Source organism: Euzebyella saccharophila (assembly GCF_014855495.1).
Classification (GTDB): domain Bacteria; phylum Bacteroidota; class Bacteroidia; order Flavobacteriales; family Flavobacteriaceae; genus Euzebyella; species Euzebyella saccharophila.
Map to the genome: position 1 here is coordinate 349,567 of NZ_JACYFJ010000001.1, position 19,844 is coordinate 369,410.

Below are 19,844 nucleotides of genomic sequence, written 5' to 3' on the forward strand. Positions count from 1 at the left end.
GGTTGTTTGAAGATATACTACCTACCTGGGAAATCTGCTTTACGTTTTTCTAAAAATGCCGTAGTTCCCTCAGTAAAATCCTCAGTACCAAAACAGGCACCAAAACCTTTAATTTCGGCAGTATATCCGTTACTATTCTTAAAACCAGCATTTACCGCTTTTATTGCATGGCTAACAGCAACGGGCGAATTATTAGAAATTTTTCCTGCCAGCTTTTCACAATGTCCCAATAATTCCTCCTGGGAAACTACATCGTTCACAAGACCGTAGCTCAATGCTTTTTCTACATCTATCATTCCCGCTGTCATAATCATTTCCATAGCACGGCCTTTTCCAACAAGTTGGGGCAGCCTTTGGGTACCACCATAACCGGGAATTACGCCTAAAGAAACTTCGGGCAAACCCATTCTTGCATTATGGCTGGCAATTCTAAAATGGCATGCCATAGCCAGCTCAAGTCCGCCCCCAAGGGCAAAACCGTTGACAGCCGCTATGACCGGTTTGGATAGATTTTCAATAAAATCGAAGACCATTTCTTGACCTTGAGCGGCCAGGTCTTCGCCCTCTGATTCTGAAAAATTGGCAAATTCAGAGATATCGGCACCGGCTACAAAGGCCTTTGGACCACTTCCGGTTAGTATTATCACCTTCACCTCTTCATCTGCTTCCAAGGTTTTAAAAGCCTCATGAAGCTCTTGTAAGGTATCCCTGTTGAGGGCGTTTAATTTTTTTGGTCTGTTTATAGTAACCTTGGCAATTCCATTTTCTAAATCGACTAATAGATTATTAAAATTCATATAGTGTAATTAAGTGATGTTGTCCTGCTCCTTTTTTATTTTTTCTTTAGGTAGTTTTACGGTAAATACCGTGCCCTTACCCGGTTGTGATGTAAACGTGATATTGCCCTGATAGGTTTCCACAATGTTCTTTACCATTCCCAATCCAAGCCCCATACCACTGGACTTTGTGGTGAATTTGGGTTCAAAAATTTTCTCCTTGAACTCATCTTCAATACCAATACCGTTATCTGCCACACAAATTTTCACTTTGTTCTCCTCCTCTGCCACGGAAACCAGAATTCGGGGCGCCTCTACTTCGGGTACCGCTTGTATGGCATTTTTAACTAAGTTGGTAACCACCCTTATCAACTGGGTACGATCCATTTTTGCAATGATCTCCTCCCTATCGGATATAAAGTGAATATAATCTTCATTAAAGATATCCAGGGCCAGTTTAACAATTTTAACCACATTTAAGGTTTCGTTTTGTTGGGCAGGCATTTCGGCAAAATTGGAAAAAGCCGAAGCTATGCTGCTCATGGTATCTATCTGCTGAATAAGCGTCTTTGAAAATTCCTCTACCTTGTTTTCTATATCCGGATCTTCAGGGTCAAATTTTCGCTCAAAACTCTGAACTGTAAGCCTCATGGGCGTAAGCGGATTCTTAATTTCATGCGCTACTTGCTTGGCCATTTCCCTCCACGCCTGCTCCCTTTCACTACGAGCCAATTTTACGGCACTTTGCTCCAATTCATCGATCATAGCATTGTAGGAGGTTATGAGCTTCTTAATTTCAAGACTAGGGTTATCTATGAGAATTTTTTTGTTCCTACGGGTAAGATGTGTTCTTCCGAGCATGTCAGATACCGTCTGTAGCGACCGGGTGATATAGGTAGAAATAAAGTAGGATAGGGCAATGGCTATAAGCAACATGAGCAGGTAGACCCCGGCCAATCTGGTAAGAAACTCGCGCAACTCCATATTGTTAAAGGAATCATCCTCATAATAGGGCAAATTTAAAATACCAATTGGTTTAAGACTTTTATCGTTTATGTAGGTATAACTGGCCTTGTAGTTGTCGCCCGCCAAGGCTTTTTCCTCCACATATCGTTTGGTTGGACTATTCTCGAGATTTATGAGAATCTGGGTATCCAAGCAATTACTCACGGAGTCTATCACGAATTTTGGACGAGAACTTTTTAATAACTGTCCTTCTAGGTCATAAATGTTCAATCGCTGGTTTTGGGTATTGGCGATCCTATAGATTTCCATTTGGAAAATAAGGTGCAAATTTTCGGTAGTGACGGGATAGGTGGTTTCCCTAAGTACGTATTCTACACTTTGGCGTACTTGCTCCTCTTTTCTTTCCAATCGGCCTACGTGATAGTCCTTACTTTGTTCATTGTATTGAAATACGGTTACCCCGGCAATAAGTATAGACGCAATTACCACCAGAAGAATCATGGAGACAAATATGCGTGATCGAAGAGATAATTGTGTAAGCAAGGCCCTGCGTTTACCCTCAAAGGTAGCAAATATCGCACCAAATAAAGAAGTAGGGAGATACCTAAGCTTCTGGGTTTTTATCCCTTATTCTTTTATAAATCTTAATGCCAAGCATAAGCATGATTCCCAATAGTAGGATACCCACTACACCAAAAATCCAATTAATGGTGCTCTTAAGAATGACAAGAAAAACAATAGCAAAAAGTATAAGGGTGGCCCCTTCGTTCCAAATTCGCATAAAGTTGGAACTGTATTTAATTTGGTTGCGCTGCAACTGCTTAAAAAAAACATGGGTTCGTAAGTGATAGCAAATTAAAAGCACCACAAAAGCCAGTTTAATATGCATCCAACCTTGTTGTAAAAAACTAGGGTTGAGAACTAATAACCATGTGGCAAAAATAATCGCTAAAATGGCGGAGGGCCAAGTTATTATATACCATAGACGTTTGCTCATCAACTGTAACTGCTTGCTGAGAATTTCCCTTTCTGGAGATGGTTTTTGGGATGCTTCAATATGATAGATGAAAAGCCTTGGAATATAGAACAAGCCCGCAAACCAAGTGATTACGAAAATTAAATGCAGGGACTTTATGTAATTGTAATATTCCAATACCTACTAAAACTGGCCCAAAGGTAGCCAATAGCCTTGAATTATGGTCCTGTTCTTGTTGATGTCAAACCAAATTGACAAAAGAGATACCTATCTTAAGAGTCAAAAATATGACTATTGAAACTTTTAGGTAACAAATAGGCTTTCTATCTTACCCATAAATAAAACTTCCTATGACCGATATAGAAAAAATTAAAACCGAGGACCTAACCGCAGAGGACCGGATGACCCTTTTTCTTGCCAAACAAAATATGGAACAAATTGGTTGGGCAATGCAAGGACTAAATCAATTAGGCAATGTCATTGAAAAAAGGCTGGACTTGCTTCCTGCTAAACAACAGCAATGGTTGCAGAAAATATCTTATAAAGTGTTGTACAGTGTGGTTAAGTCCAATTTACTCTCCATGAAAAACAACAAGGAAAGGAAAGTGCCATTGAATACCTTATATAAAGCGATGGTCACCTCCTCTGGGGCTATTGGTGGAGCTTTTGGCGCTACGGCCTTTGCCGTAGACCTGGGCCTTACCACCAAATTAATGATGCGGTCCATTTTGGATATTGCGCGGAGTGAAGGCGAAAATATTGAGGAGTTGGATACCCAGTTAGCCTGTCTTCAAGTTTTTGCCTTGGGCGGAAAAACCAAGCATGACGATAATTTGGATACAGGGTATTTTGCTACGCGAATTGCCCTAAATGCAGCGGTAAAGGGGTCTTCATCAACATTGATAGAAGGATTTTTGGTGGGTGCCAGCAGCCCAATCTTAAAGCTAATTTCCATCATTGCTTCCCGGTTTAGCATTCAAGTTTCCGAAAAATTTGTGGCCCAGGCCATCCCAGTGGTGGGCGCTGTTGGAGGCGCAGGCATTAATTTGGCATTCATACAACACTTTCAGAATATGGCTCAAGCACATTTTAGTATTCGTAGGCTGGAAAGAAAGTATGGTGAAGCCTTGGTAAAGTTGCACTACGAAAGTCTGGTAGTAACCAAAAAGAACTAAACTCAAAATACTCCATCTGCAATCATCACTTTACATAATTCCGTACATTTGAGAACCAACTCAATGTAGTACTTATGAAAACTCTTTTCTTTTTGAAAGGCAAGTTTTGCCTTTTAACCATAATCATTTTATGCAATAGTTTTGAAAGCAATGCCCAAGAATTTCGCTACGGAGACCCTCTACCTGATGCTCCCGGGCTTGCGAAGCGGGGAAAATATGCCGTAGGGGTAAATACAATGGAGTTTACTCACAAAGACCAGGTAGACATTTTGAATTCCAAGAACGGGACAGACCCTTTGTACGACAGAAACCTCAAGGTGGAGGTATGGTATCCATCCCTACCAAAAGAGGAAAGTGAGACAGTGATTTACGAAGAAGTTATGGGAACTCGCGGTGATACCCTAAGACCATTGATTCCTTTTCAATTTAAAGGCCGGGCATATAGGGATGCTGCCCCGGTTAGTACTGGTAAGTTTCCGCTGGTAGTGGTTTCCCATGGCTATGTAGGCTCTAGATACTTGATGACGTATTTGACCGAGAACCTAACTTCCAAAGGATATGTGGTAGTCGCCATAGACCATACCGATTCCACCTTTAAAGACGCTAATGCCTTTTACAGTACGCTTTTGAATAGGGCCAAGGACATTCGTTTTATCATACAGTCCATGACCAACCTGAAAAACAATGAACTTTCAAACATTATTGATAGTGATAATATAGGAATCATAGGATATTCCATGGGGGGTTACGGTGTTCTCAATGTAGGCGGAGCGGGTTATTCCGACGGCCTTACGGCATTTTTTGGCCAAATGACCGGGGGAAGCAAAGCCATTGCCGATTTGACCGCTAGCAATACGGAATATCAAAAGATGAAAGACTCCCGAATTAAAGCGGTAGTGGCTTTTGCCCCGTGGGGAATGGAGCGTGGCGTTTGGGATTTGGAAGGATTAAAAGGGCTTACCGTACCTACCTTTTTTGTTGCTGGTGACCAAGATGATATCTCCGGTTATGAAAAGGGAATCAAAGCCATTTATGACGGAAGCATTAATACTGACCGGTATTTACTAACTTATAAAAATGCCCGTCATAACGTAGCTCCCAATCCGCCCCCAGCAGAAGCCTTACAAGCAGGCCACCACTTAGATGAGTATTATCGGTACGCAGAGCCCTCATGGGACCAGCGTAAGATCAATAATGTCAACCAACATTTTGTGACCGCATTCTTGGGCACCCATCTCAAAGGGGAAGATTTTTCTAAATACCTAGACATTCCGGATAATTCCAATGACCAAGACTGGCCTGGATTTGTACCTAGATCATCAACGGGAATGGAATTACAGCACAAAAAAAAGGCTTCTAACTAGATTGTGGTAATTGAAGGGTATTTTTAATCTCCTTACGCAAATACAAACCGGTGACGATAGTCGCCAATACATCAGCGGCAAAAAACGACAGCCACACTCCTAATTCATCCAAGAAAAAGGGAAGTGTCAATATTAGGGGAATAAAAAAGAAGCCCTGTCTTGTCAAGGTTAGCAAAAATGCAGGAACAGCTTTTCCAATAGCCTGAAAATAGGCCGCACCGATCAATTGAAGCGCAATGATGGGCGTGGCCCCAAAAACTAGTCTCATTGCTAAGGGAATATGGTCCAACACATAAGCGTTCACCGCTAAATTTTCTGCGTATTGGTCCGCACTGTCGCTTAGAAAGAGGGAGGCTATTTCCTGAGGAAAAACCATTAATCCTATAAATACCAAAGCGGCCAAAAGAGAGGCATACCGGATAGCGGTATTGATAGACTCACGTACCCTTTGGTATTTTTTGGCGCCGTAATTGAAGCCGGCAATGGGTAAAAAGCCTTGCGTGACCCCAAAAACGGGAAACAGGGCGAACATTTGCATCCTCCCTATAATTCCGTAAACGGCCACCAAAGATTCTCCTCCCAAACCGAAAAGAATATTGTTCATTATCAAATACACCACACTGGTAGTCGCCTGTCTCGCCAGCGTAACAACCCCTAAAGAACCTATTTCCCTTACGATTGGGATTTGCAGTGCCAAACTCTTCCAAGATAATTTCAATTCAGAATGTCCCGAAGCGAAAAAATAGCTGATGTACAAAAAGCAAAAAATATATCCTCCGGTGGTGGCCCATGCGGCACCTTTCATTCCCCAATCGAACCAATAGATAAAAACATAATCTAGCACCAGATTTGCAATGGACGGGATAATCATAGCAACCATGGCGAATTTTGGCTTTCCTTCCGCGCGAATAACCGTATTGCCCATCATACTAAAAGCCAAGAACGGTATTCCGTAAAGTACGATGATGTAGTACGCTTTGGCCGGTTCAAAGATGCCTCCTTTTCCACCAAAGGCAGGTATAAGCACATCCACATAATAAAGGCCCAACAGGGCCATGCTCACCGTAATAAAAAGAGTTAAGGTTATCTGGTTCCCGAAGACAAGGGTGGCTTTTTGGTAATTATTGGAACCCAAAGCCCGGGAAATAATGCTAGATCCGCCAATACCAATTGCCATACCCAAGGCACCAATAAAGAAGGAAACCGGAAGTACTACGTTAATGGCCGCAATGGCAATGGCACCAATCCAGTTTCCCACAAAAATGGAATCGACCAGCACATTTAACGACATTACCAAAATACCGATGGAAGCTGGCACGGCCTGTTTTACCAGAAGCTGACCTATGGGTTCCGAACCCAGTTGTTCCGCCGACACTTTCGCCATTTAAATGCTATTGAGAATATTAGAGGCTATCATTAATTAACATTATACCTTTTGGTATAAGCTGATTAGCCATTCAAGCTTCAAAATTATAACTTAAGAATGAGGCAGGGTGCCTGTTCGTTCCCAATTATTGACCCATTTGGCCATTAATTCTACCCACGAATCCCTATCGTTAAGACAAGGGATATGGATATAATCGGTTCCGCCTGCTTCCAGAAATTGCTCTTTTCCTTCCATGGCAATTTCCTCCAAGGTCTCAAGACAATCGGAAACAAAGGCCGGCGTAATGACCGCTAATTTCTTCTTTCCTTCCTTCGGAAACCTTTCAAATTCATAGTCCGTGTACGGCTTCAACCATGGGTCGCCAGCCAATCTGGACTGAAACGAAGAACTCACTTTTTCTTCTATTAATCCCAGTTCGGCTTTTACCAATTCCGTGGTATCGTACACCTGATGCCTATAACAGGTATGATGTGCTACAGAATTCGTAAAGCAGCAGCTACCGTCAATTTTACAATGGTATTTGGTAGGATCGGACTTCTTTATGTGCCTTTCAGGAATTCCGTGATAGGAAAATAAAATATGGTCATAATCAAAGCCTTCCAAGGCCTCCGAAATGGATTCGGAAAGTACTTTGATATAATCAGGATTCTTGTAAAACGCAGGGAGCGTGGTCAATTTCATATTCGGAAAGAACTCCTTCTGAACATCCATGGCCTTTACCACTACCGTTTCAAAGGAAGACATGGCATAATGGGGATAGAGGGGGACTATCATAACATCATCCACTCCTTTATCCTTAAGCTCCTGCATGGCATTTTTGATAGTCATGCTACCGTAGCGCATTCCTAAGGCCACTGGCATGGAGGTATGTTTTTTGAGCTTTTCAGTAAACCGCTCTGAAATAACAATCAAGGGAGAACCTTCTTCCCACCAAATTTTTGAGTATGCTTCCGCGGATTTTTTAGGCCGGGTTTGAAGAATAATTCCCCGTACCAGGATATTACGCAGAACTTTATTCACATCGATAACCCGCTCATCCATCAAAAATTCGTCAAGATATGGTTTTACGTCCTTGGGGGTGGGGCTATCAGGTGAACCCAGATTTAATAATAGAACTCCTTTCATGCAATTTTTCATTATCGGCCCAAGATAAAAGCTTGAATTCCTCACTTTATATCAGGCTTTACATTTACCGATGCAAAAATAAGGCTTGAATATAAGCATATTGTCACTTTGGGTAAATACTTTTTGATAATACTATAGTTTACATCAATTTTAAAAGCATATGGACACCTGAGCATTCTCATTTTTAGTATAATGGAAAACAAAAACCACTGCTATGCTAAACAAATACATAGATTTATCAAGCAATTCCTTTTACTATCTTTTGGGAGCTATGGCAGCCCTTTTCGCCGCGTACTTTATACTGCTCTTCTTAATTCGCAGACTTGGTAAGAATCCAAAATATGTGTTGCCCATAGAGGCGGTAAAAAAAGTAAGTGCCCCCATTGGTCTTATCTTGTTTTCCATTTTTCTTAGATTGGACTCCCTTCGCACCTTACTAAATCTCTCTGACTATTCTTATTACTTTAGAAAAGCGAGTACCCTGCTCTTTATCTTCGCCTTTACGTGGCTTATTCTCACGGCCATTAAAATTGCGAAGCACCACATCATTGGCAAATATGACTTGGAAGCCTCTGATAACTATAGGGCCCGAAAGGTGACCACCCAATTTAATATTTTAGAACGAATTGTCATTTTCATTATCATCATTCTAGCGATAGGTTTTGCCCTTATGAGTTTTGAAAGTATCAGGGAAGTAGGTGTCAGTGTTTTTGCTTCGGCGGGAGTGGCAGGTATCATCATTGGTTTTTCTGCCCAAAAATTAATAGGAACGATTTTGGCTGGTATACAAATTGCCATTGCCCAGCCTATAAAAATTGATGACGTAGTCATTGTGGAAGGGGAATGGGGCCGTATTGAAAAAATTATGCTCACCTACGTGGTGGTCAAAATTTGGGACAAGCGTAGGCTCATAGTACCCACCACCTATTTTATTGAAAAGCCTTTTCAAAATTGGACCAAATCTTCGGCCGATATTTTGGCCACCGTTTTTCTTTATACCGATTACAAAGTGCCTTTTGATGCCCTACGGGAAGAGCTCACCAGCATTCTTAATAATACGGATTTATGGGACGGCGAGGTCAATGTACTTCAGGTAACCGACACTAAAGCCAATTATGTGGAAACACGTGCACTCATGAGTGCCAAGGATTCTCCCACCGCGTGGGATTTACGCGTGCACGTACGAGAAAAACTGATTGTCTTTTTACAAGAAAACTATCCTGAAAGTTTGGCACGAACCCGTGTAAGTTTTGAAAGTTCATTGGCTGTTCAACAAGAAGAACAGATTGACACCTAAGTGAAATCAAATTATACTTGCATTGCAGAATTCCCTATTTTTGAGCAAACATCTTACCCATGAGGACAGTCTCCCTATTGATATTTTTCGTTATACATTTTGCGAGCGCCCAACAAATTACCTGCTCCCCAGCAGATCAAAAGGCGGTTAAAGATAAATTAACTGAGATTGATGGGCTTCAGGAAGATGATTTTGGAAAAACCTTAACCGCAATTGGGAAGACTTTTCTAAAAACCCCCTATGTTGCCAAAACCCTCGAAATAGGTGATACCGAAACTTTAGTCGTTAACTTACAGGGGTTGGACTGTACCACTTACGTAGAAAACGTATTAGCATTTGGAAAACTTATAAAACAGGGAAAATCGGATTTTGATGACTTTACAGATGCTCTTGAAACCATTCGGTATAAAGATGGAGCGTTGAACGGCTATGCTTCCCGACTTCATTACTTTTCAGAATGGATTGCCAACAACGAAAAAAAAGGCATCATCAAGGACATCACCTCTGAAATAGGAGGAACAGAAATTAAAAAGGATATCAACTTTATGAGTACCCATAGAGACTTATATCCATTTCTCACCGATGATACTAACTTCGAAAAAATAAAAGCCTCCGAAAATTATTTAAACAACCAAAGCATTTGCATCCTGCCCCAAGACCAAATTGCCGCTAATGAGCATCTTATCAAAAGTGGAGATATTATTGCGCTTACCACCTCCATTAATGGCCTGGATATTACCCATACCGGGTTCGCTACCAGAGAAAAGGATGGACGTATTCATTTGCTACATGCCTCCACTGGGTCCATGGAAGTAGAAGTATCTAAAAAACCGCTTGCAGAATACTTAAAAAGCATTAAAAAGAATACCGGTATCATGGTTGCCCGGCCACTTTGATAGCAGTTTTACAAACCATGCAGTCTTTAACTTGCCTAACAATGGCACAAACATTAATAGTTCTCGTTCCACGCCGAGTTCAAAAGGTAATTGGTCGGCGATTTTAATAGCAATCGCCCTTTTCTTAAACGAAAAAACTGACCCACGGGTCGGTTTCATAAAATCACTTTCTAGATCACCTTTCCAAACAATAAAACAATCCACCTAAGAGATGTTGCCTAAAATCAGGCTCATCATAGGCCGAGTTGGAGTGTCCGCCAGCGGTATAAAAAACTCGGCCGCCATCATATTCTTGATACCACGAAAAAGGGTGGTACGTTCCATTGGTTCCACCTTCATAAGTGCTTTCATCAAGCATTATTAAAGGATTGATTCCTGAGTAAATGTCTTTAAAATTATACCATTCTTCTGTGCGCGACCAATTGCCCATTAAGTGAGCAGTTGAAGAATGATTCCTGTTCACGACTTCTAAATTAGCTTCCTGAATTTTCGGGTGCCCATTAAAATAAGCACCTACCAATTGTCCGTACCAAGGCCAATCATACTCGGTATCCGTAGCGGCATGAACACCCATAAAACTTCCCCCAGATTGAATGTAATTTTCGAACGCGGCTTGCTGGGTATTGTTCAGTATATCTCCTGTAGTATTTAAAAACACCACGACTTTGTATTGTGAAAGGTTGGTGGTATTGAAATCCCCACTATTTTCCGTCCGTATAACTTCAAAGTCATTGGATTGAGCCAGCGCTTGAAAAGTAACAACCCCTTTTTCTATGGAACCGTGCCTAAAACCCGCTGTTTTGGTGAAAACCAAAACCTTATCGGTCTCCGGAAGTTCTTCTGGAAGGGTCATTACAGAAACTCCTAAACTTTGACCTGATTCGTTGCCCTCCGCATCATAAGCGGTTACTTTATACCGATAGGTGGTTGCCGGAACAAGGCTAGAAATATCAAAGGCAGTAGATTGTACCGAAGCTATATTCTGATTGTTCTGATATATGTGGTAACCCGTGACTGCCGTATCATCGGTTGAAGCTCCCCAACTTAAACTTATGCTGGTTTGAGTTGACTTAACAACAGTCAAATTTTGTGGAATACTAGGGGGAGTATTATCCACTATCACCTCCTCCAAGGTGGTAATTTGTATAATTTCGCTGGTGGTCGATATATTTTCAGCTGCGTCCTTAGCTTTTACTTCAAAGGAATACTCGGTACTACTAGATAAACCGGTTGCTTGAAAGGACGTTCCGGTAACATCGGCTATTTCCACCCCGTTTTGATAGATAACATAAGAGGATACCGCCACATTGTCGGTGGCTGCTTCCCAACTTAGCCCAATTGTTGTTTCGGTAACCTCATCAGCAGAGATATTTTTGGGCGATGTTGGAGGTTCTTCATCCCTTGGTGAAATTACCTCAGCCAGAGTAGTCGCCTCAACGACCACACTTAAGTCCGACTCCAGTTGGTTCTCACCAACTGCCCTCACCGAGAATTGGTAAACGGTTTCAGGCAACAAGTCCGTCACTGTCAAAGAACTGTTGGTAACGCTCAACTTAAATTCCCCATCTTGATACACCTTAAAAGAACTGACGGCTACACTATCTTCTACCACGCTCCAATTTAGTTCAACAGCATTTGAAGTCACATTGGAAACAGATATATCAACCGGTGCGGATGGTGCGGATTCTTCAATTGGTTGAGATGTTCTTTCCTCTGTTAATACGGATAGAGGTGCACTTGGCGAAGACTCTTTGCCTTCTTCAGTAACCAAGGAAACGGTAAACACATACGAGGTTATAGGTGATAGGGAACTGACACCATAAGAGGTATTGGTGGTATACCCAATAAATGCATCATCTTGGAAAACCCGAAATTCCTTCACTGACAAAGAATCCGACGGCAATTGCCATTGTAGGGAAAGGGATTCCGCTCCTATCTCATTTGCTTCTAAATTATTTGGAGGCAACGGCGCTTCTACTATTGTGTCCTTCGCTTCTTCCGGAAGCGTTGTGAGCTGTAGAACTTCGGAAAAAGAAGATTCTCTTTCTTTCGTATCCCAGGCGGTAACCGAAAAACCGTAAGTCCGCTGTGGCTGTAAATCTTTCACCTGATAAAGGTTGTCTTTTACAATACCCAACAAAATGGAATCTTGATATACCCCAAAAGCGGCAATTTCCAAACTGTCCGCCATAGCATCCCAAGTGAGATCTATGGAATTTGAGTCGATGTTAGTGCTTCGTAATCCTACAGGTGCGGGAGGCGGCAAGGTATCATTCATAATTTCCAATGGGAGCGTACTAACCTCCACCTTATTACTGGGCTTGGTTACCTTATCTCGCCCATCAACGGCCACAACGTAAAAGGAATAGGTGCTTTCGGGAATTAAATCATGAACGGTATAATTAGTCTCCTTTTGGGCGGTGACCATGGTGGAGTCTTGATACAACCTAAATTCGTTAACAGAAGAAAGATTGGAGTCCGTAGACCAGCTAAGTTGCGCTTTCGTAGCACTGATGGAATCCACCTTTAACTTTGGCGTCAACAAAAGTACGCTATAGGGGTTTAAACTATCCAAACTTACGGAATCACGCACAACGGAGTCCTGAGCTTTGGTCTTCACCAATAACTCCTCACTAAATTTTGATGTATTTCCCTCCTTATCGGTGGCCTGTACCAAAAACTGATAGGACGTTTCAGGTTCAAGACTCTTGGCCACATACCTTGTAATGGTATCTCGAAACACTTCAATACTATCTTGATAGACCACATAATTGGCAACTTGGGAATGATCGGTAGATTTCTCCCAGGTCACTATAGCTGATGAATCCGTAACCGTATCAACCGACAACCGTTTTGGAGGTTGCGGAAGCACAATATCTGGCAAAATAGTGTCCTCAGGAACTACTTCCTCATCTTTCTGACAAGCGACAATGATAATGGACAATAAAAGAACAACAAGGGAAAGCAGGCCATAAAGCGGTCTTTCTTTCATTTTCAAGGGAAGGATTTAGGGTAAATACCAAGCTATAGTTTCTCGGAATACGAAGTTCTGAATTTCATCGATAAAAACGAACTTTTTATCGAATATTTTGAAAAAAACTTAGAAATACCCCTAAAACACTGCCAAATCATCATTAAAAAACTGACTATCAACAAGAAACAGTTAACAACCCATTAGCTATTTGTGGAGGCCATTAGGTACTTTTTAGGAGTGGTCCCATATTTCTTTTTAAACGCAGATATAAAATGGCTGGCAGTGCTGTATCCCACTTTTAGACCAACCTCATTTACATTATGCTGACCAGTTTCCAACATTTTACGCGCATATTCCATCTTATAATCAAAAAGAAAACTAAAAACAGAATCTCCATAAATCTGCTTAAAACCTTCTTTCAATTTTTTCAGGGATAGGCCTATTTCATCGGATAATTCGTTTAACGTAGGAGGTTCGGCCATTCGTGAAATAATAATTTCTTTTGCCTTTCTAATACGCCGTACATTATCCTCATCCACCAAAAAGGGACATTGCTCAATATCCGCATCATCACTTTTGTTAAAGTAAAGTGCTATAAGCTCATAAACCTTCCCCTTAATGTATAGTTCCTTGATAGATGGGTGCAAATTATAATTCATGATTTGGCTCAGCACCACTGCTATCGCAGGATTGACCCCCTCCTGGGAATAATATTTCTTGTCCTTGTTGTCGGCACTTAAAAAAGGAATGTAATCTGCCTCCTTTGAAAAAAGAGAGTGAAACTTTCGAATGGTCATTACCACGGAGACCATCCAAGAATTTGGATTAAGCTCCAGATTCATTGGTAAATCCAGTTGCGTATTATAGAGTAAAAGGGAATTCTCCTCAGAAACCTCTAGGGCATATCTACCATCGTTAAATATAAATTTGGCATTACCTTTTAAACAGAAGTGAAATTGAATATAAGTACTATCAATATGCCTTACTACTTTTTGTTTTTCCAAACCATCATTCTGGATTTTCAAAACAAAAAAACCGTCTTCTATAAGCACCTCCTGAAATGAACCTTCAGCGACATTTTTACCAACCATACTTGCCGTATTTAATTTTCACTTTATTTAGAAAAGTTCTAAATAAAACCGTTTACAAGGCTTTATTTTAGGGTAAAAATACTGGTTTTCAAGGTATTTATACGCAACATCAACCAAAAAAACTTGAATCGACACTAATTGTTCTTCTAGCGTTATTTTTAACCGCAACTCCCTTTTATTTTTGTAGTCGCTTTGTAAGCATTTCATGAAAGGTTACCATATTTCCAAACATAGCTCGTTTTATACCATTGGGTTAAGCTACCTTAAAGCAGATGCAGAGGTAAGAGGAAAGTTTAGCTTAGACCCGGTTGCCATTGACCGCATTCTTATGCAGGCCAAAGCGCAAGGTATTGATGGTCTTTTGGTTACCTCTACTTGTAACCGTACAGAAATACACGGTTTTGCCCAGCACCCTTTTCAACTCATCAAGTTGCTCTGCGACAATACTACAGGTTCTGTAGAGGAGTTTCAGGAAGTGGCCTATGTTTACAAGAACAACGAGGCCATTAGCCATTTATTTAGAGTAGGCACTGGTTTGGACAGTCAGATTTTAGGTGATTTTGAAATTATAAGTCAAATCAAGCAAAGCTTTGGCAGGTCTAAAAAATTCGGAATTGCGAATCCGTTTATAGAACGCTTGTGTAATTCGGTGATTCAGGCCAGCAAGCGCATTAAGAACGAAACGGAAATATCTTCGGGAGCAACCTCCGTGGCCTTTGCTTCGGTTCGCTACATCATGGAAAACGTAGCGGACGTTTCAGAAAAAAACATTTTACTTTTTGGTACCGGTAAAATAGGCAGAAACACCTGTGAAAACCTCATCAAGCACACGAAGAACAACCATATAACCCTCATCAACAGGACTAAGGATAAGGCAGAGAAAATAGCCGGAAAATTCAACCTATTGGTCAAGGACTATGGCGACCTTCAAACAGAAATTAGAAATACCGATGTGTTGATCGTTGCTACGGGTGCACAATCACCCACAATTAGCAAAGAGCTCATTTACACCAAAAAGCCTCTCTTGATATTGGACCTTTCCATTCCCAAAAATGTTTCGGACAACGTAACCGAGTTGGAAAATGTAAGTTTGGTACATTTAGACCACCTTTCCCAAATTACAGATGAAAACCTGGAGAAGAGAAAGCGTTTTATCCCGGAAGCGGAGGAAATTATAGAGGAGGTAAAACATGATTTCATCCAATGGTTGGAAACCCGAAAATTTGCCCCTGTCATCAAAGCTTTAAAATTAAAGCTGAAGACTATGAAGGACGAAGAAATGGATTACCAATCTAAAAAGCTGAATGATTTTAACGAAGAGCATGCAGATGTCATTTCCAATAGAATCATTCAAAAAATTACCAAGCAGTTTGCCAATCATCTTAAAGATGAAGATGTTGATGCGGACAGTAGTCTTGAACTTATCCAAAAAGTTTTTCAACTAGAAATAGAAACTCCATGAGTAAAGTTATCCGAATCGGTACCCGCGATAGCGAATTGGCGTTATGGCAGGCAACTACCGTAAAGGAGCAGCTTGAGGCGCTGGGGCACGAAACCACCCTTGTTCCCGTAAAATCTACGGGAGACCTCGTGCTAGACAAACCCTTATATGAACTGGGCATTACCGGTATTTTCACCAAAACATTGGATGTGGCCATGCTTAAAGGCGAAATAGACATTGCCGTTCATAGCATGAAAGACGTTCCCACTGCCCTTCCTAAAGGAATTGTTCAAGCCGCAGTTTTAGAGCGTGGCAACCATTTTGATATTCTTGCTTTTAAGAACAACGAAGAGTTTTTGGCCCAAAAGGATGCTGTTATAGCAACAGGAAGTCTGCGAAGAAAAGCGCAATGGCTGAACCGCTACCCTACCCATACAGTGGTAGATTTGCGGGGCAATGTCAATAGCCGATTGGAGAAACTTAATACTAACGATTGGAACGGAGCCATTTTTGCTGCTGCGGGACTTCAACGTATTGGATTACAACCGGAACATACCATTGGACTCACTTGGATGGTTCCCGCCCCGGCACAGGGAGCGATTATGGTAGTTGCCAAGGAAGAGGATGAATTTGTTCGGGAAGCCTGTGCAGAACTCAACCACGGGGCAACGGCTATTTGCGTGCAGTTGGAAAGAGAGTTTTTAAGAATTTTAGAAGGTGGCTGTACCGCACCCATAGGTGCTCACGCTTTTATAGATAAAAACGACCAGGTAACTCTTAAGGGGGTTTTACTCTCCTATGACGGTAAGAGAAAACTAGAAGCTGAATATTCCGCTCCACTGGGGCTTCACAAAAACCTAGGAAGGGATTGTGCCAACAGTATTTTGGCTCGCGGAGGTAAACTCTTGGTCAACCAAACCCACGGTGGAACGCTTAAGACCCATATTTTCTCCACCAAAAACCTGTCTCAAAACCAACTACAGCTTTTTAAACAAGGGGTTACGGTCAAGAGCGAAGATTTTATAAAGATCAGTCCGAATAGATTACCCAAAACCCTGCTCACACAGGAGTTGGAGAATGTTATCATCACCAGCAAAAATGGGGTAGAGAGTTTGGCCACCCAAGCTCCGGATACATTAAAGTTTAAGAATATTTACTGCGTTGGCCGAAAGACCAAAAGGCTTATAGAAAAGCGAATAGGACCGGTAAAACATCAAGCCATAGATGCCAAAGAATTGGCGAAATATTTGGTGGAATATATGGAGGGATTGGAAGTCACATACTTCTGTAGCAACCTCAGTATGGATGATTTACCCAATATATTAGAGGAAAACAACATCACCGTACATAAGGTGGAAACCTACACGACGAAACACGCACCTTCCGAAGTTGATAAAGAAATAGAGGGGATTCTTTTCTTTAGCCCAAGTGGGGTAGAAAGTTATTTGCTCAAAAACCGACCGGACAAAACGGCTTACTGTATTGGAGAAACGACGGCCGAAGAAGCCCGTAAACATTTTAGAAACGTAAAAGTGGCGAAGATTCCGGTAGTGGAAAGCGTGATTGAATTGGTGAACGGGGATTATTAGAGTTAGGAGTTAGGAGTTAGGAGTTAGGAGTTAGGAGTTAGGAGTTAGGAGTTAGGAGTTAGGAGTTAGGAGTTAGGAGTTAGGAGTTAGGAGTTAGGAGTTAGGAGTTAGGAGTTAGGAGTTAGGAAAGTATAGAAAATGACTTAAGACGTAGGACATAAGACAAATTTCTTATCAATCAATTTTTAACCAATCAACGAGCAACGAACAACCTATAACTATCCATAAATGACATAAAACATAGGACATAGGACATAGGACATAGGACATAGGACATAGGACATAGGACATAGGACAAACTACTTGATTTTTGACGAATCACCATCTACCTTCAACTATTAACAAACAACCAGCAACGAGCAACGAATAACCATCAACTAAAAAGAACATATTGCAATGATAAAAAACGATTTATTTCTTAGAGCACTGAAGGGTGAAACGGTGGAAAGACCTCCGGTTTGGATGATGAGACAAGCAGGTAGGTATTTGCCGGAGTTTATGGAAATAAAAAAGAAATACGATTTCTTTACCCGTTGTCAAACACCGGAATTGGCCTCCGAAATTACGGTGCAGCCTATACGAAGGTATGGTATGGATGCCGCTATTTTGTTTTCGGATATTTTGGTGATTCCGCAGGCCATGAATATTGAGGTACAAATGAAACCTAACTTTGGTCCCTATTTGCCCAATCCTGTTCGTACAGCTAAAGATGTGGAAGAGGTTATTGTTCCCAATGTAGACGAAGCTTTGGATTATGTGATGCAAGCCATCAAGGCCACCAAGGAAAAATTGAACAATGAAATTCCATTGATCGGTTTTGCAGGTTCTCCATGGACCATCCTATGTTACTGCGTGCAAGGGCAAGGCAGCAAAAATTTTGACAAGGCAAAAGAATTTTGTTTCACCCAACCGGTTGCCGCCCATACCATGCTCCAAAAAATAACGGATACCACCATTGCCTATTTAAAGGCAAAAGTGAAGGCAGGTGTAAATGCCGTTCAGGTTTTTGATTCATGGGGAGGAATGCTATCTCCTGTTGATTACCAAGAATTTTCTTGGAAGTACATTCAACAAATTATAGATGCCCTAAAGGATGAAGCCCCGGTCATCGTCTTTGGCAAGGGTTGTTGGTTCGCCTTGGGAGAAATGGCAAAATCAGGTGCTTCGGCACTAGGTGTTGACTGGACATGTTCTGCCAGAAATGCCCGTTATCTAACAGGTGGCAATATCACCTTGCAAGGAAATTTTGACCCGGCGCGTTTACTTTCATCGCCATCGGACATTAAAAAAATGGTTGCCCAAATGATCAACGAATTTGGGAAGGATAAATACATTGTTAATCTAGGTCATGGTATTTTGCCAAATATCCCCGTAGAAAATGCGAGGGCCTTTGTTGAAGCGGTCAAGGAATACCAACCTTAAGCCTTGCAAATGAGCCTTTTCAAGGTTGTTTCTGGAAAATACCTCCGGTTCAAACTGGGACTTACACCTCAGCAAAACCTTTTTTATGGTTTTCTTACCTATGTTTCCATGGGTACGCTTTTACTTTGCATTCCCTGGTTTCACAAGAGTTCTGTAGCTTTTATTGATAATTTCTTTATAGCTACCTCAGCAGTCTCAACTACCGGTTTGGCAACGGTTTCTGTCCTTGACTCCTATAATTTTTTTGGGCAGTTCATCATTTTGGTATTGATTCAATTGGGCGGTATCGGCTATCTTACCTTTACAACCTTTATGATTCTTTCAACGACAAGGAAGATGACCCGGTGGCACAAGAACATCTTAAAAACCGAATTCACACTTCCTAAAACCATTGAAATAAAGGACTTTTTAAAATCGGTTATTTTCTTCACACTGGCAATGGAAATAATTGGAACCATTCTCTATTTCATAGCTTTTAAAAAACTGGAGCTCAACTTTTTTGATACTCTCTGGAATGCACTATTTCATAGCGTAAGTGCATTTTGTACCGCCGGTTTTAGCCTTTTTAGTAATGGCTTTGAATCTTTTTCGGATGATTTTTTAGTTAATACCACTACCTCCCTATTGGCCATTGCTGGCTCCCTTGGTTTTATTGTAGTTACAGATTTTGTCCTTTCGATAAAAAAGAAAGATCATCATTTGAGTTTTACTACCAAAATCATACTTGTAGGGTCGGCGGTCCTACTTCTTTTTGGCTTTATGTTCTTTTTCTTTTTTGAACCCGTAATTAAAAACCTAACGGGAGCTAAGCGTATGTGGGCGGCATTTTTCCAGAGCATGTCTGCTATGACCACCGTTGGCTTTAATACGGTTGATTTTGGAGCCTTTGTTATGCCCATGCTTTTAGTGACCATTTTTCTAATGTATATTGGAGCTTCACCTTCCGGAACTGCCGGAGGAATGAAAATTACCACACTAACAGCCGTAATCGCCATTATGAAAAGCAGGTTAAGAAATACCCAACGTATCACCTTTTTTGGTCGGATTATTCCTTACGAAAGGTTATTTGTGGCTACTTCTTCCTTTATATTTTATACGAGCCTTATTGCCTTGGGTACCTTTTTACTGTCCTTTTTGGAAGATTTTCATCTAGAGGACTTACTGTTTGAAGTATCCTCCGCGTTGGGAACTGTGGGCTTAAGTACTGGTATTACTGGCGATTTAGGAACATGGGGCAAATTGGTCATAATTGCATTAATGTTTATTGGCCGACTAGGTGTCCTGACTTTTGGATTGGCAATTTGGGCCAAACATCACAATAATCCTAAAAATCACCCTATCAGGGATGACATAGCGGTTTAGTCT

At 41.3% G+C, this 19,844-nt stretch carries 15 protein-coding genes; 8 read left to right on the top strand and 7 right to left on the bottom strand.

Annotated features, from left to right (window positions below):
* Positions 1-17: 17 nt before the first annotated feature.
* The 3 genes from IL355_RS01405 to IL355_RS01415 all read right to left on the bottom strand — a co-directional run bounded on the left by IL355_RS01405 (position 18) and on the right by IL355_RS01415 (position 2,895).
* Positions 18-797 (bottom strand): enoyl-CoA hydratase/isomerase family protein, encoded by a 780-nt coding sequence (locus IL355_RS01405; RefSeq protein ID WP_192460423.1) that lies wholly within the window; start codon positions 795-797, stop codon positions 18-20.
* A gap of 9 nt (positions 798-806) precedes the next feature.
* On the bottom strand, positions 807-2,243 hold the full coding sequence (locus IL355_RS01410; RefSeq protein ID WP_192460424.1) for an ATP-binding protein: 1,437 nt from the start codon (positions 2,241-2,243) through the stop codon (positions 807-809).
* A gap of 103 nt (positions 2,244-2,346) precedes the next feature.
* Positions 2,347-2,895, bottom strand: a complete 549-nt coding sequence (locus IL355_RS01415) for a CopD family protein (RefSeq protein WP_192460425.1) — start codon at positions 2,893-2,895, stop codon at positions 2,347-2,349.
* Positions 2,896-3,068: 173 nt separating this feature from the next.
* Here IL355_RS01415 and IL355_RS01420 point away from each other — a divergent pair, with 173 nt between their 5' ends.
* Both IL355_RS01420 and IL355_RS01425 read left to right on the top strand, forming a co-directional pair.
* Positions 3,069-3,893, top strand: a complete 825-nt coding sequence (locus tag IL355_RS01420; RefSeq protein WP_192460426.1) for an EcsC family protein — start codon at positions 3,069-3,071, stop codon at positions 3,891-3,893.
* Positions 3,894-3,985: 92 nt separating this feature from the next.
* Positions 3,986-5,257 carry an alpha/beta hydrolase family protein gene (locus IL355_RS01425; protein ID WP_225621081.1) on the top strand — a complete coding sequence of 424 codons (1,272 nt, stop codon included), beginning with the start codon at positions 3,986-3,988 and terminating at the stop codon, positions 5,255-5,257.
* On the opposite strand, the gene IL355_RS01430 is transcribed toward IL355_RS01425, so the two are convergent.
* Both IL355_RS01430 and hemH read right to left on the bottom strand, forming a co-directional pair.
* Positions 5,250-6,641 carry an MATE family efflux transporter gene (locus tag IL355_RS01430; protein WP_192460428.1) on the bottom strand — a complete coding sequence of 464 codons (1,392 nt, stop codon included), beginning with the start codon at positions 6,639-6,641 and terminating at the stop codon, positions 5,250-5,252. The genes IL355_RS01425 and IL355_RS01430 overlap by 8 nt on opposite strands.
* Positions 6,642-6,734: 93 nt before the next feature.
* A complete protein-coding gene (gene hemH, locus IL355_RS01435) occupies positions 6,735-7,769 on the bottom strand; it encodes a ferrochelatase (protein ID WP_192460429.1) in 1,035 nt (344 codons plus the stop codon).
* Positions 7,770-7,983: 214 nt separating this feature from the next.
* Between hemH and IL355_RS01440 the strand changes: the two genes are divergently transcribed.
* Together IL355_RS01440 and IL355_RS01445 are read left to right on the top strand one after the other, a co-directional pair.
* A complete protein-coding gene (locus tag IL355_RS01440) occupies positions 7,984-9,066 on the top strand; it encodes a mechanosensitive ion channel family protein (protein ID WP_192460430.1) in 1,083 nt (360 codons plus the stop codon).
* Positions 9,067-9,125: 59 nt separating this feature from the next.
* Positions 9,126-9,962 carry an N-acetylmuramoyl-L-alanine amidase-like domain-containing protein gene (locus tag IL355_RS01445; RefSeq protein WP_192460431.1) on the top strand — a complete coding sequence of 279 codons (837 nt, stop codon included), beginning with the start codon at positions 9,126-9,128 and terminating at the stop codon, positions 9,960-9,962.
* Positions 9,963-10,137: 175 nt separating this feature from the next.
* Here IL355_RS01445 and IL355_RS01450 read toward each other — a convergent pair whose 3' ends face one another.
* Together IL355_RS01450 and IL355_RS01455 are read right to left on the bottom strand one after the other, a co-directional pair.
* Entirely contained in the window at positions 10,138-12,954 is a 2,817-nt protein-coding gene (locus IL355_RS01450; RefSeq protein WP_192460432.1) for a ThuA domain-containing protein, read from the bottom strand.
* Positions 12,955-13,136: 182 nt separating this feature from the next.
* On the bottom strand, positions 13,137-14,027 hold the full coding sequence (locus tag IL355_RS01455; protein WP_192460433.1) for a helix-turn-helix transcriptional regulator: 891 nt from the start codon (positions 14,025-14,027) through the stop codon (positions 13,137-13,139).
* A 205-nt stretch (positions 14,028-14,232) separates the two neighbouring features.
* Here IL355_RS01455 and hemA point away from each other — a divergent pair, with 205 nt between their 5' ends.
* The 4 genes from hemA (at position 14,233) to IL355_RS01475 (ending at position 19,841) form a co-directional block, all read left to right on the top strand.
* Positions 14,233-15,489: a glutamyl-tRNA reductase gene (hemA, locus tag IL355_RS01460; protein ID WP_192460434.1), complete on the top strand. Its 1,257-nt coding sequence runs from the start codon at positions 14,233-14,235 to the stop codon at positions 15,487-15,489.
* Positions 15,486-17,057, top strand: a complete 1,572-nt coding sequence (gene hemC, locus IL355_RS01465; protein WP_192460435.1) for a hydroxymethylbilane synthase — start codon at positions 15,486-15,488, stop codon at positions 17,055-17,057. Before hemA ends, hemC begins: the two co-directional genes overlap by 4 nt.
* Positions 17,058-17,453: 396 nt before the next feature.
* Positions 17,454-18,479, top strand: coding sequence for a uroporphyrinogen decarboxylase (gene hemE / locus IL355_RS01470; protein ID WP_192460436.1), 1,026 nt, complete (start codon positions 17,454-17,456; stop codon positions 18,477-18,479).
* 9 nt (positions 18,480-18,488) lie between these two features.
* Positions 18,489-19,841, top strand: coding sequence for a TrkH family potassium uptake protein (locus IL355_RS01475; RefSeq protein WP_192460437.1), 1,353 nt, complete (start codon positions 18,489-18,491; stop codon positions 19,839-19,841).
* The last annotated feature ends 3 nt before the right edge of the window (positions 19,842-19,844 follow it).